Here is a 26,370-nt window from a genome sequence, read left to right on the forward strand (position 1 = left end):
ACCATCATGGCTTATGACGTCGTAATCATCGGATCGGGACCGGGCGGCTATGTCTGCGCCATCAAGGCGGCGCAGCTCGGGCTGAAGACGGCGGTGGTCGAGAAGAACGCCACCTTCGGCGGCACCTGCCTCAACATCGGCTGCATCCCGTCGAAGGCGCTGCTCTACGCCTCCGAAATGTTCGCGGAAGCCGGCCATGCCTTCGATACGCTCGGCATCGAGCTACCCGCGCCGAAGCTCAATCTGAAGAAGATGATGGTGCATAAGGACGCGACGGTGACGTCTAACGTCAACGGCGTTGCCTTCCTGTTCAAGAAGAACAAGATCGATTCCTTTCGCGGCACCGGCAAGGTGATTTCCGCAGGCAAGGTTTCGGTGACCGGCGAGGACGGCAAGGTCGAGGAGATCGAGACCAAGAACATCGTCATCGCCACCGGTTCCGATGTCGCCGGCATTCCCGGCGTCAAGGTCGATTTCGACGAGAAGGTGATCGTCTCCTCCACCGGCGCGTTGTCGCTGGCCAAGGTGCCCGCCAGCCTCGTCGTCGTCGGCGGCGGCGTCATCGGGCTGGAGCTCGGCTCGGTGTGGGCCAGGCTCGGCGCCAAGGTCACGGTCGTCGAGTTCCTGGACACTATCCTGGGCGGCATGGACGGCGAGGTGTCGAAGCAGTTCCAGCGGCTGCTTTCCAAGCAGGGTTTCGAGTTCAAGCTCGGCGCCAAGGTCACCGGCGTCGCCAAGGTCAAGAAGGGCGCCAGCGTCACCTTCGAGCCGGTCAAGGGCGGCGCGGCCGAAACCATCGAGGCGGATGTCGTGCTGGTCGCCACCGGGCGGCGCCCCTATGCCGACAGCCTGGGGCTGAAGGAAGCCGGCGTCGAGGTCGACGAGCGCGGCCGTGTCAAGACGGATGGGCATTTGAGGACCAATGTGTCCGGCATTTATGCCATCGGCGACGTCATTGCCGGGCCGATGCTCGCGCACAAGGCCGAGGATGAGGGCGTCGCGGTGGCGGAAACGATCGCCGGCCAGGCGGGCCATGTGAATTACGACGTCATCCCGAGCGTCGTCTACACCAGCCCGGAGATCGCTTCGGTCGGCAAGACCGAGGAGGAGTTGAAGAAGGCCGGCATCGACTACAAGGCCGGGAAATTCCCGTTCAGCGCCAATGGCCGCGCGCGCGCCATGCTGCACACCGACGGCTTCGTGAAGATCCTGGCCGACAAGGCGAGCGACCGCGTGCTCGGCGTCCATATCGTCGGCTTCGGCGCCGGCGAGATGATCCACGAGGCGGCGGTGCTGATGGAATTCGGCGGTTCGTCCGAAGACCTGGCGCGGACCTGCCACGCGCATCCGACTATGTCGGAGGCGGTCAAGGAAGCGGCGCTGGCGACGTTCTTCAAGCCGATTCATATCTGAAAGGTTCCGGTGCTCACGGACCTGAATGTCCACTGCGCTCCGGTTCTCGAAAGCCGCGCCAGCTGACTCACCGGAGCGAGTTTCTTAAGGGCCTTTCTCGCGCCTATCCTAACCAAAACGGCCCGCCTTTGGCGGGCCGTTTGTCGTCACGCTGTAGCCGGATTACTGGGCCGGCGCAGGTGCCGGAGCCGGAGCCGGGGTCGGCGTAGGCGTAGGCGTAGGCGTAGGCGTAGGCGCCGGAGCTGGCGTGGGAGCCGGGGTGGGCGCTGGAGTTGGCTCAGGCGCCGGAGCGGGCGTTGCAGGCGCCGGGGCAGGCGTGCTGGCCGCCGGCGGCTCAGACGGGGCGGGGGCATGCTCGCCGCCGCTTCTGCCAAAGACATAATACGCAACAATGGCCAGGATAATGACAACAAGGGCGATCAGCCACCCGCTGCCGCCACCACCGCCACGCGTTGGGGGAGGCGTGCTCGAAGGGGTGTAGGGATCGTTAGGGTTCGCCATGAAACGTGTCCTCCTTGGATGAAAGTCATCAAAATAACAGCCATCAACGCGCTGAGCCCGCATCGGGTTTCACGCGAACGGACGGAAAGCGCTGAAAAACCGGCGTTTTCAGGTCCGCCAGCCGCCAGACGACTCAGTTGACGGCGGTAACACTATACCCTGCCTTGCGAAAATCCTCGACCAGTCCTTCCGGACCGGGCAGATGCATGGCGCCGACGGCCATGAAGACGTTGCCCTTGGCCAGAATCGGCCCGGCATGCGCCGCCATCACCTTGTTGCGGCTGGTGATAATGGTCTGCTCGAAGGCGGCATAGCCGGCCTCGTCGTCCGCCGTCTCCGGCAGCACGGCGCGGAACAGCGGCCAGAACATGCCGACCTCGCCGCGCTGGTAGAGCACGATCATCGTCTCGTTGACGTCGTTCACCTTGTCGCCGAGCTTCATCGTCTCGACCAGGCTCTTCATGTGGAATTCGAGCGGCAGCGAAGCCATGGCGCGCAATTGATCGACGGCGGTTTCGAGCCCTTCGACATCCTTTCCCGAGGCCTTGGCGTCCGAGGCAAGCTTGACGTCCAGCACGGGTTCGCCGGCGCTCTGGCGCGCCACCTCGCAGGCCGGCAACGCCATCATCGCCGACAGGATCCACGGCTTCATCTTGGCGACCGTCGCCGGCGGGATGCCGCGCGCGTCGAGCCCCTTGTCCAGCGCCGCGGCATCGTCCGGCGACAAGAGCGACGACAGAGTGGTGTTGTCGGTGAACATCATCAGGCCGGGTTCGCTGGCCATCGCGGCCATCATCTTCGCCTTGTCCATTGCGTCGGTGGTTTCAATGACGATTGTGCCGGCGCCGTCATAGGCTTTCTGCGCGGCGGCCGGCAGCGTCGTGACGCGCGTATCGGTCATGTGCATGGTGCCGAACAGATAGGACGGTTTTTCGCCGGGCTTCTCCAGCTTCCACAGCAGGCCCTTGCCGTTGGGTACGGCCGCGGCCTCGGTCTCGACCTTCTTGAAGGCGGCGGGATCGTTCTTCTCCAGCGCCGTCAACAGATCGGCGCCGGCGCAATTGGGCGCTGCGGCAAGCGCCCGGCCGGCAAGCAGCAGGACGGCCAGGAAAGACAGGAAGAACAGCAGGTTGAGCGCTGCAAGCAGCTTCAACGAGACCAGGGCCGCGCGGTCGGCGATGGCGATGACGCGTTTCATGAAGAAGCATCTTAGCGCCGAAAAGCGGCAAAACGGTTAATCGGATCGGGGAAATTGTCTTCGGTCGGTTCTGGTTTGCGGCGTAGACGTTCTGCGGGTTGGCGACGCGTATGGACATGGCGCGCCTTGGTGGTTAGCGGAAACGCCCATCACGTCGTCATCCACGGGCGGAGCAAGGAGCGAAGCGACGCGCGCAGACCCGAGGATCCATGCCGTGCCTTCAAAGCGCCGCTGCGACCCAGAATTCTGCACCGTTGCACCCCACGGCCGAGTGCACGGCATGGATTCCAGGGTCTGCGCGCGTCGCTCCGCTCCTTGCTTCGCCCTAGAATGACGAGTTCGGAGGGCTCCGAATGGCCTCAGAAGCGATCACGCCCTTGGGTGCGCCTTCTCGTAGATGTCGAGCAGCCTCGCGGTGTCGACGCCGGTATAGATCTGGGTGGTCGACAGGCTGGCGTGGCCGAGCAGTTCCTGGATGGTGCGCAGGTCGCCGCCGCGGCCGAGCAGGTGGGTGGCGAAGGAATGCCGCAAGGCATGCGGCGTCGCGGTGTCGGGCAGGTTGAGCGCCGAGCGCAGTTTCGCCATCTCGCGCTGGACGATGGCCGGGTTGAGGGGGCCCCCACGGGCGCCACGGAACAGCGGGCCGTCGGGACCAATATGGAAAGGGCAGAGCCGGCGGTATTCGGCAACCGCCTTGCGGGCCACCGGCAGCACCGGCACCAGCCGCGTCTTGCCGCCCTTGCCGGTGACGCGCAGCACACTGTCGGCTTCCGCTGCGAGATCGGCGCCGGTCAGGCCCAGCGCCTCGGAGATGCGCAGGCCGGAGCCGTAGAGCAGCGTCAGCACAGCGGCGTTGCGTGCGGCGATCCACGGCTCTTCCGCCAGTTGGCCCTCCATCGCCACGACCTGTTTCGCGTCGCTTGCCGTCAGCGGCTTGGGCAACGATTTCGGCTGGCGCGGCGCGCGCAGGGCTGCGGCGCCTGCCGCGTTGACCATCCCGCGTTTTTCGAGAAAGCGCAGCAGCGAGCGGATGCCGGCAAGGCCGCGCCCCAGCGTGCGGGCGCCGGCGCCTTCATTGCGCCGCGCAGCGAGGAAGCCGCGCAGATCGGCCGGCCGCAGCTCGGCAATGTCGGAGATGCCCGGCGCGCCGCCGCAATGGCCGGTCAAGAAATGCAGGAACTGGCGGGTGTCGCGCTCATAGGCCTCGACCGTCTCCGGCGACAGGCGGCGCTCATGCGCCAGCGTTTTCAGCCAGGTCTCGCGGGCCGCCTGAAGGTCGGGTTTTGCCGGGATGAGGAATTCCTGCATGGGCTTTTTCCGTTTTTGGCAGTTTCGGACGTGCGGGTTAGGAAGCGGTGAAGAGGCCGTCATTGAAATGACGGCTTGAGGGGATTAGAGCAGGGCAAAGGAAGCGCCACCGATGCCGAAGCTCGAAAACCCCGTACAGATGGCCGTCATCGGTGCCGCGCACGGCATCAAGGGCGAATTGCGGGTGAAAACCTTCACCGGAGACCCGCTGGCGCTGGCCGATTACGGCCCACTTTATGCCAGGGACGGCCGCGCCTTCCAGATCACCGATATCAGACCTGCCGGGACTGTGGTGGTCGTGCGCTTCAAAGGCGTCGGTGACCGCAACGCCGCCGAGGCGCTGGCCGGCACCGAGCTTCTCGTCGACCGCTCGGTGTTGCCCGACGACGGCGAGGAGGACGAGTTCTATCACGCCGATCTCATCGGCCTCGAGGTCAGGGACGATACGGGCGTCATCGGCAGGGTCGTCGCCGTGCATAATTTTGGTGGCGGCGACATACTCGACGTCACGCTTGCCGGTCGCAAGGGCGTGCTGATCCCGTTCACGCAGGCCGCGGTGCCGCATGTCTCGATCGCCGACGGATTCGTTGAGGTCAACCCTCAGGCGGCGGGGCTGGTCGAAGACGAAGAAGGCGACGAAGCGCCCAGGGATGCCGGCTTCGACCCGAAGGGTCGGCCGCGCGGACCGAAGGATGCCGGGGGCAATCGGTGAGCTTTGCCGCCTCGGTGCTGACGCTCTATCCGGAGATGTTTCCGGGCGCGCTCGGCCTGTCGCTGGCCGGCCGCGCGCTGGAGGCCGGAACTTGGTCGCTCGAAGCGATCCAGATCCGTGATTTCGCCACCGACAGGCATCGCACCGTCGACGACACGCCGGCCGGAGGCGGCGCCGGCATGGTGATGCGCGCCGACGTGCTGGCCAAGGCCATAGACCACGCCTCGCCGCCCGGCGATAAGCGTCCAAGGCTGCTGATGAGCCCGCGCGGCAAACCGCTGACGCAGGCCCGCGTGCGCGCGCTCGCCGCCGGGCCGGGTGCGATCATCCTGTGCGGCCGCTTCGAAGGCGTCGACCAGCGGCTGATCGAGGCGCGAGAACTGGAAGAGGTCTCGATCGGCGATTTCATCCTGTCGGGCGGCGAGCCGGCAGCACTTGTGCTGCTCGATGCCGTGGTGCGGCTCTTGCCCGGGGTTATGGGTAATGCGGTCTCTGGCGAGGAAGAAAGTTTCGAGAACGGCCTGCTCGAGCATCCGCACTACACGCGTCCGCAGGAGTTCGAAGGCAGGCCGATTCCCGACGTGCTGATTTCCGGCAACCACAAGAAGATTGCCGAATGGCGTCGCGCCGAGGCCGAGAAGCTGACGCGGGAGCGGCGGCCGGATCTGCTGCGCGCTCAGCCCTTGGTGAAATAATAAAAGGCCAGAAACAGGCCAACGGCGACGACGAAGCCGCGCACGAGATTTTGCGGCACGCGCTTGGCCATCCAGACGCCGGCATAGCCGCCGAGCGCGCCGCCCGGGATCATGACGATCGCCTGCGGCCAGGCGACAACGCCGCCCGAAACGAAGACCAGGATGGCGATGGCTGCGATCACCACGGCCAGCATGTTCTTCAGCGCGTTGAGCCGGTGGTAGTCGCCGGCCTGCGTCAGGCCGAGCGTCGCCAACATCATCACGCCCATGCCGGCGCCGAAAAAGCCGCCATAGACGGAGGTCGCGAACTGGGCGAGCGATCCGGCGAATGAGCCGACCTTGGCTTCGGCCCCAGGCTTGGGCGCCGGTTTCAGCCACGGCCCGGCGGCGAACAGCGCGGTGGCGGCGATCAGCAGCCAGGGCACCAGCGCGCGGAAGGACGGGTTGGAGAGCGCAAGCAGGATCAGCGAGCCGGCCAGCGCGCCGAGGGCGGAGATGACGCAGAGCAGCAGCGCCTGGCGCCAGAAATGCCTGATGTCGTCGAGATAGGCGAGCGTCGAGGTGATATAGCCGGGAAATTGCGTCACCGAGGAGGTAGCATTGGCGACAATCGGCGGCAGGCCGACCAAGCTCATGGCGCCGAAGGTGACGAAGGTGCCGCCGCCGGCGACGGCATTGACCGCGCCGGAGACAAAACCCGAGAGAAAGAGCAAGGCGGCATCGAAAAAAGTCATTTCCCCGCTTAGGAAGCTTGCGAGCCGCGCGCAACCCGGCACGGCCGCAGTAAGTGTGGGCCATGGGCGCAAATATGCCGCAACGCCCTTGTCTTGATGCATGTCGGGGTCCCCGAACCGCGCGCACTTCCGGGCGACATGCATTAGGGCGTGACAAAGCGGCAAAATGGCTGTATGTGCCCGCCCGAACCGGAAGAACAATCTTTCGGACCCGTCAACAAGTGCGGTGTAGCCGTCCCTGCCCGGTGTTTCGACAAAGGGCATAGCCGAGCGGTCATTGGAACTGCAAGGCGAGCTGAGGACGCTCTGACTGTCGGAAGAACAAGAAGTGGATATTTGAGATGGATCTCATTCGTCAGCTCGAGGCCGAACAGGCCGCCAAGATCGAAGCCAAGCGCAAGCTGCCCGAATTCCAGCCTGGCGACACCGTGCGCGTCCAGGTGCGCGTCACCGAAGGCACCCGCACCCGCGTCCAGGCCTATGAGGGCGTCGTCATCGCCCGCGCCGGCTCGGGCTTCCAGGAGAATTTCACCGTACGCAAGATTTCCTACGGCGAAGGCGTGGAGCGCGTTTTCCCGGTCTACTCGCCGATGGTCGAGGGCGTCGAGATCGTGCGCCGCGGCAAGGTTCGCCGCGCCAAGCTCTATTACCTGCGCGACCGTCGCGGCAAGTCGGCCCGCATTTCGGAAAACACCGGCGTACGCGCCCGCAAGCTGAACGATGAGGAGCGCGATGCGCTGAACGCCGAACGCGCCCGCATCGAGGCCGAAAAGGTCGCCGCCGCCCAGGCGCTGGCCGCCGAGACGGCCGCCAAGGAAGCCGCCGAGAAAAAGGCTGCCGCCGAGGCCGCTTCGGCCGAATAAGGTTTCTGCGAGACAGGTTCTGGAAAGGCGGCTTCGGCCGCCTTTTTTCGTTGTGCAGCTGTCGCAAGCGTGCGGAATTTGATCGAAGCCTTCGCGTTTCGAAACCATCCTTGAAGAGCACTGGATTGCGCATTCACGCGCCGCGGCAGTGCGGAGCGGCTTGCAAGGCGCATGCGGCAAGCTAAAGTCGGCGCCGGATTTTCTCTTGGCGCGTGAACATCGCGCGGCCAATCATCTTCGGGGAGTTTGTCATGACCAAGTCGAAACTGCTGCTGGCCGCCATGGTGGCCTGGCTTCTCGCGCCTGTCGCGGCGCTCGCCGGCAACCTGCCCGATCTCGTTGGCAAAAAGGTCGTGGTGGTGACGGAAAACGCCTATCCGCCGCTGCAGTTCATCGACAAGAAGACCGGCAAGCAGATCGGCTGGGAATATGACGCCATGGACGAGATCGCCAAGCGGCTGAACTTCAAGGTCGAGTATCAGAACACCTCCTGGGACGCGATGATCCAGGCGGTTTCCGACAACCAGTACAACATCGGCATGACCGGCATCACCATCAAGGACGACCGCAAGGAGAAGGTCGATTTCTCCGATCCCTACATGCGCTCGGAGCAGTTCATGCTGGTGCGCGGCGACGAAAGCCGCTTCACCGACGCCAAGAGCTTCGCCGCCTTCAAGGACGGGCTGATCGGCGCCCAGCCCGGCACCACGCCCTTCTACACCGCCGTCTACAGCGTGCTCGACGGCAATGAGCAGAACCCGCGGATAAAGCTGTTCGAGACCTTTGGGGCAACCGTGCAGGCGCTGAAATCGGGCGACGTCGACATGGTGCTCACCGACGGCACCGCCGGCAAGGGCTATGTCGATGCCTCCGAAGGCAAGCTGAAGCTGATCGGCGGACCGCTCGGCACCGAGGATTTCGGGTTCATCTTCCCGAAGGGCTCGGACCTGGTGAAGCCAGTCAATGCCGCCATCGCCGCGCTCAAGGCCGACGGCACGTTCGACAAGCTCAACAAGAAGTGGTTCCTCGATTACAAGATGGGGCAGTGAACTCGTCTTGTTGCGCGCAGTGAGTTTGCAGGAAATTGCGCTGACCTTGCGCCCAGGCCCCCCTCTCTGCCCTGCCGGGCATCTCCCCCTCAAGGGGGGAGATTGGATGTCGCGCCGGCTTTCGCTAATCTCCAACGCTGTAGGCTGGGCGGTGAGGCCGAAGCTGCCAATCTCCCCCCTTGAGGGGGAGATGTCCGGCAGGACAGAGAGGGGTCTCGTAGAGCGCTGCCATCGCAAAAATAGCTGCGATGGCATCGCCTGATGCCACCCGCGTCCACCTCCAAACCCGAATTCCCCTGGTGGCTGGCGGCCGCCCTCGTTCTGGCACTGGCCGCCGCTGTCGCCATCGCCTCCAGCGACCTCTATGCGCAAGTCTTCGCCACCGTCGCCAAGGGCATCGGCATCACCATCTTCGTCACTGCGGTCGCTTTCGCTTTAGCCTCCGCCTTCGGGCTCGGCATCGCGCTGATGGCGCTGTCGGGATCGCAGTGGCTGCGCCAGACCGCGCGCTTCTATGTCGAGATCATCCGCGGCGTGCCGATCCTGGTGCTTTTGTTCTGGATCGCCTTTGCCGGCGCGCCGGCCTTCGTCGCCGCCTGGAATGCGCTGACCGCGCCGCTGCAGGGCGCCGGCCTGATCGGCGAGCTGCTGGTGCGCGACGTCTCGCTGCTCTGGCGCGCCATCATGGCTTTGACCATCGGCTACTCGGCCTTCATCTCGGAAGTGTTCCGCGCCGGCATCCAGTCGGTCGAGAAGGGCCAGATCGAGGCGGCCAAGGCGCTCGGGCTCAGCCGAGTCCAGCGCTTCCGGCTGATCGTCTTCCCGCAGGCGATCCGCACCATCCTGCCGCCGCTCGGCAACGACTTCGTCGCCATGGTCAAGGATTCCTCGCTGGTCTCGGTGCTCGGCGTCGCCGACATCACCCAGATGGGCAAGGTCTATGCCGCGGGCTCCTTCCGCTTCTTCGAGACCTATTCGATCGTCGCCTATATCTACCTGATCCTCACCGTCGGCCTGTCGCTGGCACTGCGGGCGCTGGAACAGCGGCTGCGCCGCCAGCATCAGGAATAGCCGGAAGCAAAGTCCGCGCTCCCTCATTGTTTTTGACGCAATTCCGGACGGAAAACCGGTTCCCACTTTTCCTGGAATTGCTCTAGCTTGGGTCATGTGCATCCGGCGGAGGAGACGCCCATGAATTTCGACAAAGCCAATGCGGCGCTGGATTCCGTCTATTCGGCCGATTCGCCGGAAGGGCTCGCAAAGGCCTATGCCGACTGGGCGGCGACCTACGACAGCGAGACCGCCTCACTGGGCTACCTTCTGCCTTTCCTCATCGCCGCGTGGGTGGCGCGGCACGTGCCGGCGGGCGAAGGTCCGCTGCTCGACGCGGGCTGCGGCACGGGCCTGTCGGGGCCGTCGCTGAAGGCTTTGGGCTATGGCGACATCGCCGGGCTCGACCTCTCCGACGACATGCTGAAGATCGCCGGCAGCCGTCAGGCCAATGGCAGGCCGGCCTATAGCGAGCTGAAGAAGGCGATGCTCGGCGGCCCGCTGCCCTGGCCCGACCGGCATTTCCGCGCCTTCTTCTCGACCGGCGTCTTCACCATCGGCCACGCGCCGGCTTCGGGATTGCATGAACTGGTGCGCATCACCAAAAGCGGCGGCCACGCCATCTTCACCGTGCGCGACCAGGTCTTCGAGAGCGGCGGTTTTCAGGCAGTGTTCGACCAGCTGGCGCAGGCGGGGAAATGGCGGCTGGTCGAGGAAAGTCCGTGGTTCCGCTGCTATGCCATCGGCGACCCGGAGGCGCTGGTGAAGACGTTTGTGTTCGAGGTGGTGTGAGCGCAGCCTTCCCCTTCTCCCCTTGTGGGAGAAGGTGGCCGCGAAGCGGCCGGATGAGGGGTGCTCCAGGGAAAACCAGCGTCTCACTCCGCTGGAACACCCCTCATCCGTCTCGGCGCTGCGCGCCGATCCACCTTCTCCCACAAGGGGAGAAGGGGAAGTCGCGCTGATTGCCGAAAAGGCAAAACATTGCTATCTACCGCGCCATGGAAAAGCTTTTCAGCGATCCGGCTTATAAGGGTTTCGTGCTGCAGGACAGAAAGCGCCTGCCGTCGCGTTTCTCCGCGCGCGTCTGCGGCGCGCTCACCAGCCGACTTCGCTGAACCGACCGATCGCAGTCGTCGCGCCGGATTGCCGGCGTCCTTTTCCCATTCTCATATCGACGGATTTACGCACATGAGCGCACCGCGCACCCTCTACGACAAGATCTTCGACGACCACACGGTCGACCGCCAGGACGACGGCACCTGCCTGCTCTATATCGACCGCCACCTCGTGCACGAGGTCACCAGCCCGCAGGCCTTCGAAGGCCTGCGCATGAGCGGCAGAAAAGTCCGGCATCCGGAAAAGACGCTGGCCGTCGTCGACCACAACGTGCCGACCTCGCCCGAGCGCAAGTTCGGCATCAAGAACGAGGAAAGCCGCATCCAGGTCGAGGCGCTCGCCAGGAATGCCAAGGATTTCGGCATCGATTATTATTCCGAGAACGATATCCGCCAGGGCATCGTCCACATCATCGGGCCCGAGCAAGGCTTCACGCTGCCCGGCATGACCATCGTCTGCGGCGACAGCCATACCTCCACGCATGGGGCGTTCGGCGCGCTTGCGCATGGCATCGGCACGTCCGAGGTCGAGCATGTGCTGGCGACGCAAACGCTGATCCAGCGCAAGGCCAAGAACATGCTGGTGCGCGTCGACGGCCAACTGCCGGAAGGCGTCACCGCCAAGGACATCATCCTCGCCATCATCGGCGAGATCGGCACCGCCGGCGGCACCGGCTACGTCATCGAATATGCCGGCGAAGCGATCCGCTCGCTGTCGATGGAAGGCCGCATGACGATCTGCAACATGTCGATCGAGGGCGGCGCCCGCGCCGGCCTGATCGCGCCGGACGAGACGACCTTTGCCTATGTCAAGGACAAGCCGCGCGCCCCGAAGGGCGCCGCCTGGGATGCGGCGCTCGCCTATTGGAAGACCCTGCAGTCCGACGAAGGCGCGCATTTCGACAAGGTCGTGGTGCTCGACGCGCAGAAGCTGCCGCCGATCGTCTCCTGGGGTTCTTCGCCCGAGGACGTCGTCTCGGTGCAGGGCACTGTGCCCGATCCGCAAGAGATTGCGGACGAGAACAAGCGCACGTCGAAGATCCGCGCGCTCGACTATATGGGGCTGACGCCCGGAACCAAGATCACCGACATCGAGCTCGACCGCGTCTTCATCGGCTCCTGCACCAATGGCCGCATCGAGGACTTGCGCGCCGCAGCCAAAGTGGTCGAGGGCAAGAAGGTCAACCCGCGCGTCAATGCCATGATCGTGCCGGGTTCGGGCCTGGTCAAGGAACAGGCGGAGGCCGAGGGCCTCGACAAGATCTTCGTCGCCGCCGGCTTCGACTGGCGCGAACCGGGCTGCTCGATGTGCCTGGCCATGAACGACGACCGGCTGAAGCCACATGAACGCTGCGCCTCGACCTCGAATCGCAATTTCGAGGGCCGGCAGGGCTTCAAGGGCCGTACCCACCTGGTATCGCCGGCAATGGCGGCGGCGGCGGCGATCGCCGGCCACTTCGTCGACATCCGCGACTGGAAGTAACAGCCGGCCGCGTCTCTCAACAAAGGCCCGGACAGGACGTCCGGGCCTTTTGCTTTCAGCGATCTATCTGCGAATGATCTCGTGAAACTCCTCGCGCCGGCCGGGCTCGTCGGCGGCGACGACCAAGGCCAGCTGCCGCTCGTCGAAAATCCTGAACCACTCGTCCCACTCCACGAGTTCGTAGCCGCCGCTGTTGATCGGACGCTCCGGGCGGTCGGTGTCTTCATAGGCCTGCTGCCCAAAAACCAGCCGCAGCATGGGCTGCGTTCCGGCTTCGGGCGAGACGTCGACGATGGCCGGGAAGCCGGCGCGCGCCGCCGCCCAGGAGCGGATTTCATCGTGGTTCGTCAAAGTGATCGTGCCCGCCATCTCGATCGTCTCCCGTCTGGCGTCTCCTGTCTGGCCGGACAACGCCGCTCCGGCAGGCCGGTTCCGCGTGGCATGCGATGTATCTATCGAGACTTAACCGCTTGTTTGGGCTTGCGTCCTAGTATCTCCCGTTGGGTAAGTTGGGAAAAGTCGCAGTCTTTTGGACACCGGTCTGCTCATAGCGCTGCTCAATCCGACGATAGCGCTGGCGCTCGGCGCTGCGTTCCTCGTGCTGTGGTCCTATCAGCGCCATCGACCGTATCTGGCTGTGCTCGGCGCGAGCTACTGCCTGTCGGCGCCGGGTTTCCTGCTGCAATATTTCACGCTTCCGATCGGCGTGGCGCTGACCAAGCTCGTTTCCAACATCTGCTTCACGATCGCGGCCTGCTGCCTCTCCAGCGCGATCATCGCGCGCTACGGGCGGCGCGTGCCCTATGTCGGGATCGGCATCGTGACCGGAGGCGGGCTCGCCGCCTTCATCTGGTTCATGTTCGTCCAGCCGGACCTCACCTGGCGCGTGCTTGTCATGAATTTCGGTTTCGGCGCGCTCAGCCTGCTGGTCGGCGCCGAGCTGAGAACGGTGCGCCACAACGGTCCGACCGAAAAGATCCTGCTCGTGCTGTCGCTGCTTTCGGGGCTGAACTTCATCGCCCGCACGCTGGTCGTCGTCATCGCGCACGGGCCGTTCCCCAGCTATGACGGCTTCTACGGATCGTCCTACTGGACGACCGCGCTGCTTTCGCACGCGCTGTTGTCGCTGCTGATCGCGCTTTGCCTGTTCACGGCGGCGGCGCTCGATGTGATGAGGGCGCTGAAGGCCGAGACCCATACCGACCCGCTCTCCGGCATCCTCAACCGCCGTGGCTTCGAGGAGAGGGCGACCCTCTTGCTCGACCAGTGCGGCAAGGCCGGCTTTCCCGTCGCGCTGGTGCTTGCCGATCTCGATCACTTCAAGGCGCTGAACGACCAGCATGGGCATGAGGCCGGCGACCGGGTGATCGCCGACTTCGCTTCCAAGCTGCGCTCCGCCACCGGCGCGCGCGGGGCCGCCGGCCGCATCGGCGGCGAAGAGTTCGCCGTGCTTCTGCCGCTGAGCGATCTGGGGGCGGCAAGGCTCTTTGCCGAAGCGATCCGCGCCTTCTATTCGGCCGGCGCGATCGAGGGCCTGCCGCCCGGCGTCAGGGTGACCGCCAGCTTCGGCGTCGCCGCCCGCTCCGGCAGGGAAGGGCTGATGCCGTTAATGCGGCGCGCCGACGAGGCGCTCTACAAAGCCAAGAAGAATGGCCGCGACGGCGTGCGGCTTTCCTATGAGAGACCTGAAACCGCCTGCTCTGCCGAGCCGCTCGCCGTCGGCTGATACATACAGGCCCGGCGCAAACCCCTGCTTAGCCCAGAAGGCGATCGCAACATTCGCGATTGCCCGACGCTCCTGCAACTTCGTCATCCTCGGGCTTGATCCGAGAATCCATGCCGTTACCTCTGTCGTAGAATGCTGCGGTGCAAATTCTGCAATCGCCGCAACGCCTTAATGGAACGGCAGGGATTCTAGGGTCTGCGCGCGTCGCTCCGCTCCTTGCTTCGCCCTAGAATGACGACAGGCCGGGCCTTGCCGGCCGCGATTGCGTGCGCGTGTCAGGCTGTGGCGGAGCCGAACGCCGGCGGCCTTCAGCGGCAAGGATTGAGATTGGGCATCTCGCCGTCGGAAAGCCCGTACATATAGGAACGGCCCTTGACCAGCACCGGCGGCTGGTAGCAGCCGGGCGCACCGGCCTCGTCCGCATCGTCGTAGATCACACCTGGCTGGCCGCCGGTGTATTCGGAAAATTCCTTCGCGAGCTTGCCCTCGCCGACGATGATGCGCTTGTAGCCGGCGGCGCTGTCGATGACGAGATTGCCGAAGGAATCGGCATAGACGCGGTCATGGTGGCGCAAGCCGGCTTCCGCCGGCGCGGCGATTGCCGTCACCAGCCCCGCGAACGCCGCGGCGGCAACGCCTGCCCGCACTGAATTCGAACGCATGTCGCTCTCCCTGGTCGGCGCGCAGATCGCGCGCCTGGAATCCGGTTCGAATCGGAAATTAACTCTTTCTTAACCTTTGTTAAGAGGCGGGAGGCTTTCGGCTCCGGTTCTTAAGGAACATGGTTAATTTTCGGAGATCGAGCTCCATCAGGCGACGGGCGCGGTTCTGGATAGCCGGCTGACCCAGGGTCAACTTGATCTTGCGGCGCCGCATGGCTACAGCGGTCCACCGTCTCACGGAAAGGGCAACCGCCTATCTCGTTGTTTCGATGCAATTCCGGACGGAAGGCCATGGCGAAGGCGCCGAACCCAAGCGTTCACACTTTTCCTGGAATTGCTGTAGCGTGCCGCACACGAAAGGGCAGCGCATGAGCTTTGGCCGCACGGTTCGAGTGTCGATCGCCATCCCGCTGCTTCTGGCGGCCGCTGCCTGCGTGCCGCAGGACGGCGCGCCGAAGGTGGCGAATGCCGCGGCGCCCGCCTCGCCTGCTCCTCCCCCGCAATCCGCCGCACCCGCGACGGCGCCGGCAGCTGCAACGCCCGCCATACCTGCAACGGCCCCGGCAGCCACAACGGCGCCAGTACCTGCGACGGCGAAGGCGCCTGCAACGCCTGCGCCCGCAACCAGGATCGTCACCGACCTTACCGTGCCGCGTTCCGGCGTCGGCACTGCCGCCTACAGATGCGGCAATGGCGGCATGATCACCATCCAGAATCTGGGCAACGCATTGCGCGTCATGCGGCCCGATGGCACGGCCGAAGAGTTCGCGGCCTCGCCCGCCAACCAGAGCAGCCGCTACCAGGAAGCAGCGACCCATGACGCAATCGTGATCGACGGACGCGAGGCGCTGGTGATGAAGAGGGGATCCACCCCGCAGACTTGCAGGCGCTGAGGTGCGACGATATTCGGGAGAGGCCGGCCCGCCCGGATCCCGACGCGCCCAGCCGCCGCGTCGGTCATCTGATTGCTGCGCTGCAGCGAACGCTGCGCCGGCTTCGAAACAGCCGCTAATCGATTGAAGCGCGCGGCCCTCAATTTGTCAGACTAAATGATGTTTCCAAAACGATTTTCCGGCTTTGACGCGGTGCAAAAAGAGCATTAGAAACCGGCTGTCCGATGCCATAAATGGGGGCGGCAAACGCCGCATTCCCATCTCGGCATTCAGGATGCCGAACTGGGGGAGCCATGAGCAAATCACCAGCCACCCGCGCAGTTGCCAGACGTGAACGGCCGCTCTCGCCGCATCTGACGATCTACCGGCCGCCGATCACGATGACGATGTCGATCATCCATCGCATCACCGGCGGCGCGCTCTATTTCGGGACGCTGCTGGTGGCGGCCTGGCTGATTGCCGCTTCGAGCTCGCAGGCCGCATTCGACTGGGTCAACTGGGCCTTCGGCTCCTGGCTCGGCCGACTTGTTCTCTTCGGCTACACCTGGGCGCTGATGCACCACATGCTGGGCGGGCTGCGCCACCTCATCTGGGACACCGGCGCGGGACTGGAAAAACACACCGCGTCCAGGATCGCCTGGGCGACGCTCGCCGGTTCGATCGTGCTGACGCTGCTGATCTGGATCGCCGGCTATATGGCGCGGGGAGCATTCTGATGGCCACCAGCAATTCGGACATGCGCACGCCGCTGGCGAGGGTCCGCGGCCTCGGTTCGGCCCGCGAGGGCACCGGTCATTTCTGGCGGCAGCGGCTGACCGCCATCGCCAACATTCCTTTGATCCTTTTCTTCGTCGGCTTCCTGATCGCGGTCAACGGCCATGACTATGCGGATGTGCGGGCGGCGCTTGCGAACCCGTTCGTGGTGGTCATGCTCGGGCTGGTGCTGATCTCGCCGCTTTACCACATGCGCATCGGCATGCAGGTGATCATCGAGGATTACGTGCATGGCGAAGGCATGAGGCTGGCGCTGATCGCCCTCAACACCTTCTTCTGCGTGGCAGTCGGCGTCGCTTCGCTGTTTGCCCTGCTCAAACTCGCATTCGGAGGCTGACGTCTTGGCCAACGCAAATACAGCCAGCACGGCTTCCGCCTACACTTTCGTCGACCACAAGTTCGACGTCGTGATCGTCGGTGCCGGCGGCGCCGGCCTGCGCGCCACGCTCGGCATGGCCGAGCAGGGATTGCGCACCGCCTGCATCACCAAGGTGTTCCCGACGCGCTCGCACACCGTCGCCGCGCAGGGCGGCATCGCCGCCTCGCTGTCGAACATGGGGCCGGACTCCTGGCAGTGGCACATGTACGACACCGTCAAGGGCTCGGACTGGCTGGGCGATGTCGACGCCATGGAATACATGGTGCGCGAGGCGCCGGCCGCCGTCTACGAGCTCGAGCATTACGGCGTGCCGTTCTCACGCACCGAGGAAGGCAAGATCTACCAGCGGCCGTTCGGCGGCCATATGATGAACTATGGCGACGGTCCGCCGGTGCAGCGCACCTGCGCGGCCGCCGACCGCACCGGCCACGCCATCCTGCACACGCTCTACGGCCAGTCGCTGAAGAACAACGCTCAGTTCTTCATCGAATATTTCGCGCTTGACCTGATCATGGAACCGGACGGCACCTGCACCGGCGTCGTGGCCTGGAACCTTGACGACGGCACAATCCATCGCTTCTCGGCCAAGATGGTGGTGCTGGCGACCGGCGGCTATGGGCGAACCTATTTCTCCGCCACCTCGGCGCATACCTGCACCGGCGACGGCGGCGGCATGGCGGCCAGAGCCGGGCTGCCGCTGCAGGACATGGAGTTCGTGCAGTTCCATCCGACCGGCATCTACGGCGCCGGCTGCCTGATCACCGAGGGCGCGCGCGGCGAAGGCGGCTATCTCGTCAATTCCGAGGGCGAGCGCTTCATGGAGCGCTACGCGCCGTCGGCCAAGGACCTCGCCTCGCGCGACGTCGTCTCGCGCTGCATGACGCTGGAGATCCGCGAGGGCCGCGGCGTCGGCAAGAACAAGGATCACATCTTCCTGCATCTCGACCATCTTGACCCAGCCGTGCTGCACGAGCGGCTGCCGGGTATTTCCGAGTCGGCCAAGATCTTCGCCGGCGTCGACCTCACCAAGGAGCCGATCCCGGTGCTGCCGACGGTGCACTACAATATGGGCGGCGTGCCGACCAATTACTGGGGCGAGGCGCTCAATCCGACCTTCGACAATCCAGACCGCGTGTCGCCCGGCCTGATGGCGGTCGGCGAGGCCGGCTGCGCCTCGGTGCACGGCGCCAACCGGCTCGGCTCCAACTCGCTGATCGACCTCGTCGTGTTCGGCCGCGCGGCGGCGATCCGCGCCGGCCATGTGATCGACCGCAAGTCGGCGATCCCGTCGCCCAACGCGGCCTCGGTCGAGAAGATCATGGAGCGCTTCGACAGGCTGCGCCATGCCAACGGCTCGACGCCGACGGCCGTGCTGCGCGAGAAGATGCAGCGCGCCATGCAGGAAGACGCAGCCGTGTTCCGCACGCAGGAATCGCTGGAGAACGGCTGCAGGCGCATTTCGGAACTCTGGGGCGAGCTCAAGGACATCAAGGTCACCGACCGCTCGATGATCTGGAATTCCGACCTCGTCGAGACGCTGGAGCTGGAAAACCTGATGGCCAACGCCATCACCACGGTTTACGGCGCCGAGGCGCGCAAGGAGAGCCGCGGCGCGCATGCGCGCGAGGATTTCTCGGCGCGCGACGACGCCAACTGGCGCAAGCATACGCTGGCCCATCTGAGCGAGGACGGCAAGGTGACGCTGACCTACAGGCCGGTGCATACCGAGCCGCTGCTGGCCGAAAAGGACGGCGGCATCAGCCTGGCCAAGATCGCGCCGAAGGCGCGGGTGTATTGACCATGGCGCAAGCGACCACCGGATATTCCGGCACGCCGCTCGCGGCCAAGCTTGGCCTCAGGGACGGCATGGTCGCCGCCTTCATCGCGCTGCCGCCGGAGCTCGATGCGCTGACCGAGGCGGTGTCCTTTGCCGGCGTCGACAGGCTCGCCGAGTGGTCGGCGATCTCGGGCAGCCGGAAATACGATGCCGTGCTCGCCTTCACCCGGCAGCGCGCCGAGGTCGAGGACGGCCTGGCCGGCATCGAGACGGCGATCAAGCGCGACGGCATGGTCTGGGTCTCTTGGCCGAAGAAGGCATCGAAAGTGCCGACCGACGTCACCGAGGACGTCATCCGGTCGGAGGCGCTGAAGCGCGACCTGGTCGACGTCAAGGTCGCCGCCGTGAACGAAATCTGGTCCGGGCTGAAGCTCGTCATCCGAAAGGACCGCAGGTAATGGTCGAACTCACGCTTCCCAGGAACTCGAAGGTCGAGCAAGGCAAGACCTGGCCGAAGCCGGAAGGCGCGACCAACCTGCGCGAATACCGCATCTACCGCTGGTCGCCGGACGATGACGCGAACCCGCGCATGGACACCTATTTCGTCGACATGGACGATTGCGGGCCGATGGTTCTCGACGCGCTGTTGTGGATCAAGAACAAGATCGATCCGACGCTGACGCTGCGCCGTTCCTGCCGCGAAGGCATTTGCGGCTCCTGCGCCATGAACATCGACGGCTCCAACACGCTGGCCTGCACCAAGGGCGTCGAGGATATTTCCGGCGCGGTGAAGATCTATCCGCTGCCGCATATGCCGGTGATCAAGGACCTGGTGCCGGACCTCACCAATTTCTATGCCCAGCACGCCTCGATCGAGCCGTGGCTGAAGACGGTCTCGCCGACCCCCGCCAAGGAATGGCTGCAGAGCCATGAGGACCGCGAGAAGCTCGACGGGCTTTACGAATGCATTCTGTGCGCCTGCTGCTCGACCTCCTGCCCGAGCTATTGGTGGAACGGCGACCGCTATCTCGGCCCGGCCACGCTGCTGCAGGCCTATCGCTGGCTGATCGACAGCCGCGACGAGGCGACGGGCGAGCGGCTCGACAATCTCGAAGACCCGTTCCGGCTCTATCGCTGCCACACCATCATGAACTGCGCGCAGGCCTGCCCGAAGGGGCTTAACCCCGCCAAGGCGATCGCCGAGATCAAGAAGATGATGGTGGAGAGGCGCGTTTAGGCTGGGAATGTCGCTGCCTGCCGATTTCGCACCGGATGCGGTCGCGGCGATCCGCGCGCGGCTGGACACGGCCCGTGCGCAGGGTGCGCGAATTCTTTTCGCCATCGAAAGCGGCAGCCGGGCCTGGGGTTTTCCGTCGCCGGACAGCGATTATGATTGCCGTTTTGTCTATATACGTTCCGTGGCCGAACACCTCGCGCTGGAGCAGCCGCGCGACGTGATCGAGTTTCCGCTTGAAGGAGAAATCGACGCTGGCGGTTGGGATCTTCGCAAGGCCTTACTTCTGGCTCTTGGCGGCAATGCGGTGATCGTGGAATGGGCCAAGTCGCCGATTGTATATGAGGAAGCGAAGGGTTTTCGGGACCGCCTTCTCGACCTACTTGCCGAGATCGTCGATCCAGCTAGGGTCTCGCGCCACTATCTGGGCCTCGCGCGATCACATGTGGCAAAGATCGGCAGCTTTGCCGGAGAGGTGAAGCTCAAGAAGCTCTTCTACCTGATCCGCCCGATCGTAGCCCTGGACTGGATGGAGCAGCGCGACTCTGTCAGGCTGCCGCCGATGAATATGGTCGACTGCCTAGCCGAGACCGAGATTCCAGCAAAGGCAACCAGCGAAATCCGGCGGCTTATCGAGAAAAAACGCGTGACGCGCGAGCTGGGTACTGGCTCTATTCCGACCGAGATCGCGCGTTATCTCGAAGCGCGTTATGGTCACCACGAGATGAACTTGGCCGGTTCAGTCCGCGACGAGGCGCGGCAGGCGCGCAACCGCGCCCTGGCGACGGATTTCTATCGCAGGGAGGCAGAAAGCCCATGACCGATCTCCCCATCCTGTCCGCCGTCGAAGCGCGTGTGCTGGGCTCGCTGATCGAGAAGAAGGAGCTAACGCCGGACGTATATCCACTGACGCTCAACGGCGCGCACGCCGCCGCCAACCAGAAGACGGCGCGCGAGCCTGTCATGGCGCTGGAGCTGACCGAGATCCGGCGGGCGCTGAGCACGCTCGAGCAGAAGGGGCTGGTGCGCCAGGTCTTCGCTTCGCGCGTCGAGCGCTACGAGCATCTGATGGCGCAGCGCTTTTCGCTGACCACGCCGCAGATCGCGGTGATCGGCCTCTTGCTGCTGCGCGGGGCGCAGACGGCGCATGAACTGCTGGCCCGTTCGGAGCGGATGGCGCGCTTTGCTTCGATTGAGGAGTTGCGCGGCAATCTCGACCTGATGATCGGCCGCCGGCCGCCGCTGATCCAGCTGCTCGAACGCGCGCCCGGCCAGCGCGAGGAGCGCTATGTGCATCTGCTGAGTGGTCCAGTGGAAGCGGCAGCGGTAGCGGCGGCGTCCTGGCAGCCGGCGGCGACATCTTCGGACACCGACCTCGAGGCGCGGGTCAAGGCGCTGGAGGAAGAGGTCGCTGGGTTGCGCGCCAAGATCGAGGCGCTGGGCGGTTAGCTCACTGGAAAGGCTGGCGCGAGCCGCCCCCCTCTGTCCTGCCGGACATCTCCCCCTCAAGGGGGGAGATTAGCAGTTCCGGCGCCGGCGCCCTTCTTTCACCGTCGGCGATTGGCGAAAGCCGACGCGACATCTGATCTCCCCCCTTGAGGGGGAGATGCCCGGCAGGGCGGAGAGGGGGGCGAAGGATCGCCAGCCTTTGCGGAGAAGTTTCTCACCCCAGCCTGGCATCCAACGACACCTTGATCGCCCCCAGCGCCTTCGACACCGGGCATTCGGCCTTGGCCTTCTCGGCCAGCTCCTTGAACTTCGCCGCGTCGATGCCCGGCACCTTGCCGACCAGGGTGATGGCGCTGCCGGTGATGCCGGTGCCGGGCACCAGCGTCACCACCGCCTTGGCGTCGAGCTCGGCGGCCGGCGTGCCGTTTTCGGCCAGGAAATGCGACAGCTGCATGGCGTAGCAGCCGGCATGCGCGGCGGCGATCAGCTCTTCCGGATTGGTGCCGGATTTGCCGCTCTCGTCCTCGAAACGCGCCTTGAACGAATAGGGCGTGCCCTTCAAGGTGCCGCTCTGGGTGTCCAGCGTGCCGTTGCCTTCCTTCAGATTGCCTTTCCAGACGGCGTTTGCGGTGCGGTCCATGGAATCCTCCTGCCTTGTCGGGGTTTGCGCCGGCGGGCGCCGACGTTCCCAGGAACTATAGCGCGGGCGCGGCGGAAGACCATCCATGGCCCGGCATGATTGTGCTTGCGCGAGGCGCTTCGAAAATTCTCAAAAAAAGAGCATGCAAAAATGTCGACTTCCCGTCTGCCCGACCGTCCTGCGGGCGGCCACTCCCGGCCGATGGAGGTTAAGATGGACAATCTGTTTCTTGCGGTCTGGGGAAAGCCCGAGCGAAAAGGGAGGCGACTTGAAGAGTTCTGGCTCGATCCGCCGGCGCTTGGCTTCGGCCGGCTGGCGGCCGCCATCGCCATCATCGGCGTCGCGACATGCCTGCTCGACCATGCGGCGACGGCAGCCAAGACCGACACCGTCGCCTCCTATAATTTATCGACGAAAGGAAGCTCGAAATGAAATATGTGCTGCTGGTCTATGGCGAGGAAAAGGCTCTCTACGCGCTGACCCCCGAGCGCATGGCCAAGCTCGATGCCGACTCGCTCGGCTATGACCGGGAGCTCGACCGGCAAGGCAAGCTGGTCATCGCGCAGGCGCTGCAGTCGGTGAAGACGTCGAAATCGCTCCGGCGGCGCAAGGGCAAGGTGCTGGTGACCGACGGCCCCTTCGCCGAAACCAAGGAGCAATTGCTGGGCTTCGTCATGGTCGAGGCGGCGGATCTTGCCGAGGCGCTCGACATCGCGGCCAAGATCCCGCTGGCGGAGCTCGGTACGGTCGAAATCAGGGCGATCTACAACGTGCCGGGCTCATAGCCGCCGGTCAGCATGGGCGCGGCGCCGGTTGAAGTTGTCTCTTAGGATACATCTTCAGGGTTTCTTCACGGACGCAACCGTTGCGTGTTGAAGCGATGCCGCGCTTCTTTTATCGTCGCCGCGATTTCGGGGGAATTCGGCATGCCTTTCCTGATCGCCATCCTCGGCCTGCTCGGAGCGGCCGCCATCTGGTGGTACCGGCTGAAATATATGAGCGACGCCGCGCGCGAGGTCGCCGATGTCGTCGGGCGCGTCCAAGGCAACATCCGTCGCAAGAAATTGCGCAATCAGGCCGCGCTCTCACCGCTGACGGCGATCGACGATCCGGTGGTGGCGGCGGCGACGCTGATCACCGCGATCGTCGCGGAGCACGGTCCGGTCCTGCCGCAGCGCGAGGCGGTCATTCGCGAGGTGATCGCGCAGATCGCGGACAGCCAGAAGAAGACCGACGAGGCGGTCGTCTACGGCAAATGGGCCGCCGCGCAGATCGACGACACGACGATCGTCATCGACAAGCTGGCGCCGTTCCTGCGCGAGCGCCTCGATCCGCATGAGCGGGACGACCTGCTCAGGATGCTGAACCGCGTCGCGCAAGGCGGCGGGCAGAGCCTCAGGATCGCCGACCAGCGGATGCTGAGATTGCGGCAGAAGCTGGGCTTCGAGGTGAACTAGAATTCAGGTGAGGCCGGCCTGCAAATGGTGGCTTCCTGCGCTTCCGGTGCTCACGTACTTCAAGTACGCTCCGCTCCGGTTCTCGGAAGCCACCATTTTCGACTCGGCCTGACCTGAATTTGCCACGGCGCCACAAGGCGATCAGATCGCCTGCCTTCGTGATTGGCCGAAACGCCTCTCGTCTCGTCATTCTATGGCGGAGCAAGGAGCGAAGCGACGCGGCGCAGACCATAGAATCCATTCCGTGAGCTGTAAGCGTTGCAGCGGTGCAGAATTCTGCTCCGCAGCACCTGCGATTAAAGTCACGGAATGGATCCTCGGGTCTTCGCGTCCGCTTCGCTCCCGCTCCGCCCGTGGATGACGACCGTCGTCTAGGCTTCGGCCAGTAAGGCGTTCAGATCGCCTCGCCCTTCAGCAGCCTCGGCGTGTCGCCGGAGAGGCCCGAGGCCTGACGGATGAAGAACTCCTTCAGCCTCGGCATGCGTTCCACCAGCCCCAGCCCGATGTCGCGGACCTGGCGCAGCGGGCCGATGTCGTTGGAGAAGAGACGGTTCAAGACGTCGGTGGTGATGCCCATCTGCAGCGTGTCGAAGCGGCGCCATTGCTGGTAGCGCTCGAGCACGTCGAGGGCGCCGATGTCCTGGCCGAGCCGGTCGGCCTCGACCACCACTTCGGCGAGCGCCGCCACGTCCTTGAAGCCGAGATTGAGGCCTTGGCCGGCGATCGGGTGGATGCCGTGCGCGGCATCGCCGGCGAGCGCGAAGCGCGGTGCGACGAAGGCGCGGGCGAGGGTCAGGCCGAGCGGCCAGGCGCGCGGCTTGTCGGCAACTCTTATTTCGCCGAGCTTCAGGCCGAAGCGCTGCTCCAGATCGTGCTCGAAGACGAACTCGTCGCCCTCGACCAGCGCCTTGGCATCTTGCGTGCGCTCCACCCAGACGATCGACGAGCGGTTGGTGCCGTCCTTGTCCGGCTTCAGCGGCAGCGTTGCGAAGGGGCCGGCGGGGAGGAAATGCTCCTCGGCGCGGCCGTTGTGCGGGCGCTCATGCGCAACCGTGCAGACGATGCCGGACTGGCCGTATTCCCATTTGACCGTCTTGATGCCGGCCATGTCGCGCAGCTTCGAATTGACGCCGTCGGCGGCGACCAGCAGCCGCGCCTTGAGCGTCGCGCCGTCGGCCAGATGCACGGTGATGCCGGCGCCATTGGTGTCGAAGGCGCTGACCGCCATGCCTTCGATGATGTCGATGCCGAGCTTTTCGGCGCGGCGGCGCAGCGCGCCGTTCAGGTCGCGGTTGGCCACCATGTGGGCGAATGGCTCGCCAGGCGCCACCTCGCCGTCGAAGGTCAAAAACACCGGACGCACCGGGTCGGCGGCGCGCGAATCGGTGATGATCATCTCGGTGATCGCTTGCGTTTCCGGCGCGATCTCTTCCCAGACGCCGAGCTGTTCCAGCATGCGGCTGGCGGCCGCGGCAATGGCCGAGGCGCGGCCATCTTTCTGCCAGACGCCGGCGGGGGCGGCATCGACGATGGCAATGGCGAGGCTAGGGCGCGCCTGCTTCAGCGACACGGCGGCGGTGAGGCCGACATAGCCGGCGCCGGCGATGAGCACGTCGAGCGGCGCCTCGCGGCTCCCGTTCGCCTCTGCTCCATTCGGCTTGCGGTCGACCATGGCATCATCCTTTCGCGGCTCCAGCCGGCTGCCGTTTGCGGCCTTGACTGCCTGCACGTCCTGTCCGAAACCGGCCATGGCACATCCTTGAAGGATTTCAAACATGACCGCGGCCATGGACGAGCTTCTCGACATTCTCGACCTCGAGCAGCTCGAACACAATCTGTATCGTGGTCGCAGCCCCAAGGTCGACTGGCAGCGCGTCTTCGGCGGCCAGACCATCGCCCAGGCGCTGGTGGCCGCCCAGCGCACGGTGGAGCCCGAACGCCACGTGCATTCGCTGCACGGCTATTTCATGCGGCCGGGCGATACCAAGCTGCCGATCGTCTACGAGGTCGACCGCATCCGCGACGGCGGCTCCTTCACCACGCGCCGGGTGGTGGCGATCCAGCATGGCCAGGCGATCTTCTCGCTGGAGGCGTCCTTCCAGCAGGACGAGGTCGGGCTCGAGCATCAGCTGCCGATGCCGCGCGACGTGCCGGCGCCCGACACGCTGCTCACACAACGCGAGCTGCTCGGCAAGTTCGGCGAGGCGGTGCCGGAAGGCATCAGGCGCTACTGGGAGCGCGACCGGCCGATCGAGATGAAGCCGGTGATGCTGAAGCACTACACGAGCCGCGAGAAACTGGAGCCGCAGCAGAACATCTGGATCCGCACCACCGGCCCGGTGCCGGAAGACCGCGCCATTCAGGCGGCCGTGCTTGCCTATCTTTCGGACATGACGCTGCTCGACACCTCGACCTTCGCGCATGGCCGCGCCATCTTCGACCGCGACATCCAGGCCGCCAGCCTCGACCACGCAATGTGGTTCCACCGCAGCCATTCGCTGGACGACTGGATCCTCTACAATCAGGACAGCCCGTCGACGCAAGGGTCGCGCGGCTTCACTCGCGGCTCGCTGTTCGCGCGGGATGGGACGCTAATCGCCTCGGTCGCCCAGGAAGGCCTGATCCGGCTGAAACGCTGAGCCGGCTTCAGGCTACTGCCTGGAATACGTGCATTTTCGATTTTTTGCCTATTTTATAAGCAGGCATGCTGCCATGCCCGTGCGCGAATGATGTGCACCGATCGCCCATTCTCTTTGTTTACAACAGGTTAACACCCTGCTTCGGCAATTGGCACGGAGCTTGAATCCTGTCGGGCACTCTCCGGCTCCTCGGGATCGGTGAAGGTGTGCAAACGCGGGGGACCGCAACAGCAAAGGGTGAAACCTTATGAAAATCGTGATGGCAATCATCAAGCCGTTCAAGCTCGACGAGGTGCGCGAAGCGCTAACCGCCGTCGGCATCCAGGGCCTGACCGTCACCGAGGTCAAAGGCTACGGGCGTCAGAAGGGCCATACCGAAATCTATCGCGGCGCGGAATACGCGGTCAGCTTCCTGCCCAAGATCAAGATCGAGGTCGCGGTCGGCGCCGACATGGTCGACAAGGCCGTCGAAGCCATCACTGCGGCCGCCAAGACCGGTCAGATCGGCGACGGCAAGATCTTCGTCTTCGGCATCGATCAGGCGGTACGCATCCGCACCGGCGAAACAGACACCGACGCGCTCTAAGCGGCGACCATCCATTCCAACGGAGAGTTCAAT

At 64.8% G+C, this 26,370-nt stretch carries 30 protein-coding genes; 23 read left to right on the forward strand and 7 right to left on the reverse strand.

Features of this window, described 5'->3' with window-relative positions; all coding sequences use genetic code 11:
• Nucleotides 1–6: 6 nt before the first annotated feature.
• Nucleotides 7–1,413 (forward strand): dihydrolipoyl dehydrogenase, encoded by a 1,407-nt coding sequence (gene lpdA / locus LB523_RS07235; protein ID WP_224601878.1) that lies wholly within the window; start codon nt 7–9, stop codon nt 1,411–1,413.
• Between the two features lie 634 nt (nt 1,414–2,047).
• On the opposite strand, the gene LB523_RS07240 is transcribed toward lpdA, so the two are convergent.
• The gene (locus tag LB523_RS07240) at nt 2,048–3,112 is read right to left on the reverse strand and encodes a TraB/GumN family protein (protein ID WP_224601880.1); all 1,065 of its coding nucleotides are present in this window, start codon (nt 3,110–3,112) and stop codon (nt 2,048–2,050) included.
• A gap of 369 nt (nt 3,113–3,481) precedes the next feature.
• Nucleotides 3,482–4,420, reverse strand: a complete 939-nt coding sequence (locus LB523_RS07245) for a tyrosine recombinase XerC (protein WP_224601882.1) — start codon at nt 4,418–4,420, stop codon at nt 3,482–3,484.
• Nucleotides 4,421–4,532: 112 nt separating this feature from the next.
• Between LB523_RS07245 and rimM the strand changes: the two genes are divergently transcribed.
• On the forward strand, nt 4,533–5,132 hold the full coding sequence (gene rimM / locus LB523_RS07250) for a ribosome maturation factor RimM (protein WP_224601884.1): 600 nt from the start codon (nt 4,533–4,535) through the stop codon (nt 5,130–5,132).
• Nucleotides 5,129–5,827: a tRNA (guanosine(37)-N1)-methyltransferase TrmD gene (gene trmD / locus LB523_RS07255; protein WP_224601886.1), complete on the forward strand. Its 699-nt coding sequence runs from the start codon at nt 5,129–5,131 to the stop codon at nt 5,825–5,827. Before rimM ends, trmD begins: the two co-directional genes overlap by 4 nt.
• Here the strand turns inward: trmD and LB523_RS07260 are convergent.
• Nucleotides 5,809–6,561, reverse strand: coding sequence for a sulfite exporter TauE/SafE family protein (locus tag LB523_RS07260; RefSeq protein ID WP_224601888.1), 753 nt, complete (start codon nt 6,559–6,561; stop codon nt 5,809–5,811). The genes trmD and LB523_RS07260 overlap by 19 nt on opposite strands.
• 341 nt (nt 6,562–6,902) lie before the next feature.
• On the opposite strand from LB523_RS07260, the gene rplS reads away from it, so the two are divergent.
• From rplS to leuC, 6 genes are all read left to right on the forward strand, one after another.
• A complete protein-coding gene (rplS, locus tag LB523_RS07265; RefSeq protein ID WP_095769549.1) occupies nt 6,903–7,424 on the forward strand; it encodes a 50S ribosomal protein L19 in 522 nt (173 codons plus the stop codon).
• A gap of 251 nt (nt 7,425–7,675) precedes the next feature.
• The gene (locus tag LB523_RS07270) at nt 7,676–8,473 is read left to right on the forward strand and encodes a transporter substrate-binding domain-containing protein (protein WP_224601890.1); all 798 of its coding nucleotides are present in this window, start codon (nt 7,676–7,678) and stop codon (nt 8,471–8,473) included.
• Nucleotides 8,474–8,734: 261 nt separating this feature from the next.
• Nucleotides 8,735–9,544 (forward strand): amino acid ABC transporter permease, encoded by an 810-nt coding sequence (locus tag LB523_RS07275; protein WP_224601893.1) that lies wholly within the window; start codon nt 8,735–8,737, stop codon nt 9,542–9,544.
• A gap of 120 nt (nt 9,545–9,664) precedes the next feature.
• Nucleotides 9,665–10,315: a class I SAM-dependent DNA methyltransferase gene (locus LB523_RS07280; RefSeq protein ID WP_224601894.1), complete on the forward strand. Its 651-nt coding sequence runs from the start codon at nt 9,665–9,667 to the stop codon at nt 10,313–10,315.
• A gap of 170 nt (nt 10,316–10,485) precedes the next feature.
• The gene (locus LB523_RS07285) at nt 10,486–10,638 is read left to right on the forward strand and encodes a hypothetical protein (protein WP_176477160.1); all 153 of its coding nucleotides are present in this window, start codon (nt 10,486–10,488) and stop codon (nt 10,636–10,638) included.
• A gap of 73 nt (nt 10,639–10,711) precedes the next feature.
• Nucleotides 10,712–12,121 (forward strand): 3-isopropylmalate dehydratase large subunit, encoded by a 1,410-nt coding sequence (gene leuC / locus LB523_RS07290; RefSeq protein ID WP_224601896.1) that lies wholly within the window; start codon nt 10,712–10,714, stop codon nt 12,119–12,121.
• 63 nt (nt 12,122–12,184) lie between these two features.
• Here the strand turns inward: leuC and LB523_RS07295 are convergent, their stop codons facing one another.
• On the reverse strand, nt 12,185–12,490 hold the full coding sequence (locus LB523_RS07295) for a hypothetical protein (RefSeq protein WP_095769553.1): 306 nt from the start codon (nt 12,488–12,490) through the stop codon (nt 12,185–12,187).
• Nucleotides 12,491–12,650: 160 nt separating this feature from the next.
• Between LB523_RS07295 and LB523_RS07300 the strand changes: the two genes are divergently transcribed.
• Nucleotides 12,651–13,847 carry a sensor domain-containing diguanylate cyclase gene (locus LB523_RS07300; protein WP_224601898.1) on the forward strand — a complete coding sequence of 399 codons (1,197 nt, stop codon included), beginning with the start codon at nt 12,651–12,653 and terminating at the stop codon, nt 13,845–13,847.
• 308 nt (nt 13,848–14,155) lie between these two features.
• On the opposite strand, the gene LB523_RS07305 is transcribed toward LB523_RS07300, so the two are convergent.
• The gene (locus tag LB523_RS07305; RefSeq protein WP_140846370.1) at nt 14,156–14,509 is read right to left on the reverse strand and encodes a hypothetical protein; all 354 of its coding nucleotides are present in this window, start codon (nt 14,507–14,509) and stop codon (nt 14,156–14,158) included.
• Nucleotides 14,510–14,853: 344 nt separating this feature from the next.
• Here LB523_RS07305 and LB523_RS07310 point away from each other — a divergent pair, with 344 nt between their 5' ends.
• The 8 genes from LB523_RS07310 to LB523_RS07345 all read left to right on the forward strand — a co-directional run bounded on the left by LB523_RS07310 (nt 14,854) and on the right by LB523_RS07345 (nt 21,015).
• On the forward strand, nt 14,854–15,402 hold the full coding sequence (locus LB523_RS07310; protein ID WP_224601900.1) for a hypothetical protein: 549 nt from the start codon (nt 14,854–14,856) through the stop codon (nt 15,400–15,402).
• A 293-nt stretch (nt 15,403–15,695) separates the two neighbouring features.
• On the forward strand, nt 15,696–16,118 hold the full coding sequence (sdhC, locus tag LB523_RS07315; RefSeq protein ID WP_224601902.1) for a succinate dehydrogenase, cytochrome b556 subunit: 423 nt from the start codon (nt 15,696–15,698) through the stop codon (nt 16,116–16,118).
• Nucleotides 16,118–16,513, forward strand: coding sequence for a succinate dehydrogenase, hydrophobic membrane anchor protein (gene sdhD / locus LB523_RS07320; RefSeq protein ID WP_224601903.1), 396 nt, complete (start codon nt 16,118–16,120; stop codon nt 16,511–16,513). Before sdhC ends, sdhD begins: the two co-directional genes overlap by 1 nt.
• 4 nt (nt 16,514–16,517) lie before the next feature.
• Nucleotides 16,518–18,353, forward strand: coding sequence for a succinate dehydrogenase flavoprotein subunit (sdhA, locus tag LB523_RS07325; RefSeq protein ID WP_224601905.1), 1,836 nt, complete (start codon nt 16,518–16,520; stop codon nt 18,351–18,353).
• Between the two features lie 2 nt (nt 18,354–18,355).
• Complete coding sequence (locus LB523_RS07330; RefSeq protein ID WP_224601907.1) at nt 18,356–18,790, forward strand: DUF3052 family protein; 435 nt, start codon at nt 18,356–18,358, stop codon at nt 18,788–18,790.
• Entirely contained in the window at nt 18,790–19,569 is a 780-nt protein-coding gene (locus tag LB523_RS07335) for a succinate dehydrogenase iron-sulfur subunit (RefSeq protein WP_224601909.1), read from the forward strand. Before LB523_RS07330 ends, LB523_RS07335 begins: the two co-directional genes overlap by 1 nt.
• A gap of 7 nt (nt 19,570–19,576) precedes the next feature.
• Nucleotides 19,577–20,386: a DNA polymerase beta superfamily protein gene (locus LB523_RS07340; protein ID WP_224601911.1), complete on the forward strand. Its 810-nt coding sequence runs from the start codon at nt 19,577–19,579 to the stop codon at nt 20,384–20,386.
• Complete coding sequence (locus tag LB523_RS07345; protein ID WP_224601914.1) at nt 20,383–21,015, forward strand: YceH family protein; 633 nt, start codon at nt 20,383–20,385, stop codon at nt 21,013–21,015. Before LB523_RS07340 ends, LB523_RS07345 begins: the two co-directional genes overlap by 4 nt.
• Before the next feature lie 214 nt (nt 21,016–21,229).
• On the opposite strand, the gene LB523_RS07350 is transcribed toward LB523_RS07345, so the two are convergent.
• Nucleotides 21,230–21,655, reverse strand: coding sequence for an OsmC family protein (locus LB523_RS07350; RefSeq protein WP_124998336.1), 426 nt, complete (start codon nt 21,653–21,655; stop codon nt 21,230–21,232).
• A gap of 105 nt (nt 21,656–21,760) precedes the next feature.
• Here LB523_RS07350 and LB523_RS07355 point away from each other — a divergent pair, with 105 nt between their 5' ends.
• The 3 genes from LB523_RS07355 (at nt 21,761) to LB523_RS07365 (ending at nt 23,112) form a co-directional block, all read left to right on the forward strand.
• Nucleotides 21,761–22,087 carry a hypothetical protein gene (locus tag LB523_RS07355; protein WP_224601916.1) on the forward strand — a complete coding sequence of 109 codons (327 nt, stop codon included), beginning with the start codon at nt 21,761–21,763 and terminating at the stop codon, nt 22,085–22,087.
• Nucleotides 22,084–22,440 (forward strand): YciI family protein, encoded by a 357-nt coding sequence (locus LB523_RS07360; protein WP_224601918.1) that lies wholly within the window; start codon nt 22,084–22,086, stop codon nt 22,438–22,440. The genes LB523_RS07355 and LB523_RS07360 overlap by 4 nt, the downstream gene beginning before the upstream one ends.
• A gap of 141 nt (nt 22,441–22,581) precedes the next feature.
• A complete protein-coding gene (locus tag LB523_RS07365; RefSeq protein ID WP_224547093.1) occupies nt 22,582–23,112 on the forward strand; it encodes a hypothetical protein in 531 nt (176 codons plus the stop codon).
• Nucleotides 23,113–23,506: 394 nt separating this feature from the next.
• Here the strand turns inward: LB523_RS07365 and LB523_RS07370 are convergent, their stop codons facing one another.
• Nucleotides 23,507–24,784 (reverse strand): ubiquinone biosynthesis hydroxylase, encoded by a 1,278-nt coding sequence (locus tag LB523_RS07370; RefSeq protein ID WP_224602389.1) that lies wholly within the window; start codon nt 24,782–24,784, stop codon nt 23,507–23,509.
• 103 nt (nt 24,785–24,887) lie between these two features.
• Between LB523_RS07370 and tesB the strand changes: the two genes are divergently transcribed.
• Nucleotides 24,888–25,751: an acyl-CoA thioesterase II gene (tesB, locus tag LB523_RS07375; RefSeq protein ID WP_095769566.1), complete on the forward strand. Its 864-nt coding sequence runs from the start codon at nt 24,888–24,890 to the stop codon at nt 25,749–25,751.
• A gap of 247 nt (nt 25,752–25,998) precedes the next feature.
• Nucleotides 25,999–26,337, forward strand: a complete 339-nt coding sequence (locus tag LB523_RS07380) for a P-II family nitrogen regulator (protein WP_006327120.1) — start codon at nt 25,999–26,001, stop codon at nt 26,335–26,337.
• The last annotated feature ends 33 nt before the right edge of the window (nt 26,338–26,370 follow it).

The organism is Mesorhizobium sp. ESP-6-4 (genome assembly GCF_020164735.1).
Taxonomy (GTDB): Bacteria; Pseudomonadota; Alphaproteobacteria; order Rhizobiales; family Rhizobiaceae; genus Mesorhizobium.

Bases quoted from the DNA above. Each gene is read 5' to 3' on its own strand.
- lpdA (WP_224601878.1), top strand. From the start codon at position 7: ATGGCTTATGACGTCGTAATCATCGGATCGGGACCGGGCGGCTATGTC.
- LB523_RS07240 (WP_224601880.1), bottom strand. From the start codon at position 3,112: ATGAAACGCGTCATCGCCATCGCCGACCGCGCGGCCCTGGTCTCGTTG.
- LB523_RS07245 (WP_224601882.1), bottom strand. From the start codon at position 4,420: ATGCAGGAATTCCTCATCCCGGCAAAACCCGACCTTCAGGCGGCCCGC.
- rimM (WP_224601884.1), top strand. From the start codon at position 4,533: ATGCCGAAGCTCGAAAACCCCGTACAGATGGCCGTCATCGGTGCCGCG.
- LB523_RS07260 (WP_224601888.1), bottom strand. From the start codon at position 6,561: ATGACTTTTTTCGATGCCGCCTTGCTCTTTCTCTCGGGTTTTGTCTCC.
- rplS (WP_095769549.1), top strand. From the start codon at position 6,903: ATGGATCTCATTCGTCAGCTCGAGGCCGAACAGGCCGCCAAGATCGAA.
- LB523_RS07270 (WP_224601890.1), top strand. From the start codon at position 7,676: ATGACCAAGTCGAAACTGCTGCTGGCCGCCATGGTGGCCTGGCTTCTC.
- LB523_RS07275 (WP_224601893.1), top strand. From the start codon at position 8,735: ATGCCACCCGCGTCCACCTCCAAACCCGAATTCCCCTGGTGGCTGGCG.
- LB523_RS07280 (WP_224601894.1), top strand. From the start codon at position 9,665: ATGAATTTCGACAAAGCCAATGCGGCGCTGGATTCCGTCTATTCGGCC.
- leuC (WP_224601896.1), top strand. From the start codon at position 10,712: ATGAGCGCACCGCGCACCCTCTACGACAAGATCTTCGACGACCACACG.
- LB523_RS07295 (WP_095769553.1), bottom strand. From the start codon at position 12,490: ATGGCGGGCACGATCACTTTGACGAACCACGATGAAATCCGCTCCTGG.
- LB523_RS07305 (WP_140846370.1), bottom strand. From the start codon at position 14,509: ATGCGTTCGAATTCAGTGCGGGCAGGCGTTGCCGCCGCGGCGTTCGCG.
- sdhC (WP_224601902.1), top strand. From the start codon at position 15,696: ATGAGCAAATCACCAGCCACCCGCGCAGTTGCCAGACGTGAACGGCCG.
- sdhD (WP_224601903.1), top strand. From the start codon at position 16,118: ATGGCCACCAGCAATTCGGACATGCGCACGCCGCTGGCGAGGGTCCGC.
- LB523_RS07330 (WP_224601907.1), top strand. From the start codon at position 18,356: ATGGCGCAAGCGACCACCGGATATTCCGGCACGCCGCTCGCGGCCAAG.
- LB523_RS07335 (WP_224601909.1), top strand. From the start codon at position 18,790: ATGGTCGAACTCACGCTTCCCAGGAACTCGAAGGTCGAGCAAGGCAAG.
- LB523_RS07340 (WP_224601911.1), top strand. From the start codon at position 19,577: ATGTCGCTGCCTGCCGATTTCGCACCGGATGCGGTCGCGGCGATCCGC.
- LB523_RS07345 (WP_224601914.1), top strand. From the start codon at position 20,383: ATGACCGATCTCCCCATCCTGTCCGCCGTCGAAGCGCGTGTGCTGGGC.
- LB523_RS07350 (WP_124998336.1), bottom strand. From the start codon at position 21,655: ATGGACCGCACCGCAAACGCCGTCTGGAAAGGCAATCTGAAGGAAGGC.
- LB523_RS07360 (WP_224601918.1), top strand. From the start codon at position 22,084: ATGAAATATGTGCTGCTGGTCTATGGCGAGGAAAAGGCTCTCTACGCG.
- LB523_RS07365 (WP_224547093.1), top strand. From the start codon at position 22,582: ATGCCTTTCCTGATCGCCATCCTCGGCCTGCTCGGAGCGGCCGCCATC.
- LB523_RS07370 (WP_224602389.1), bottom strand. From the start codon at position 24,784: ATGGTCGACCGCAAGCCGAATGGAGCAGAGGCGAACGGGAGCCGCGAG.
- tesB (WP_095769566.1), top strand. From the start codon at position 24,888: ATGACCGCGGCCATGGACGAGCTTCTCGACATTCTCGACCTCGAGCAG.
- LB523_RS07380 (WP_006327120.1), top strand. From the start codon at position 25,999: ATGAAAATCGTGATGGCAATCATCAAGCCGTTCAAGCTCGACGAGGTG.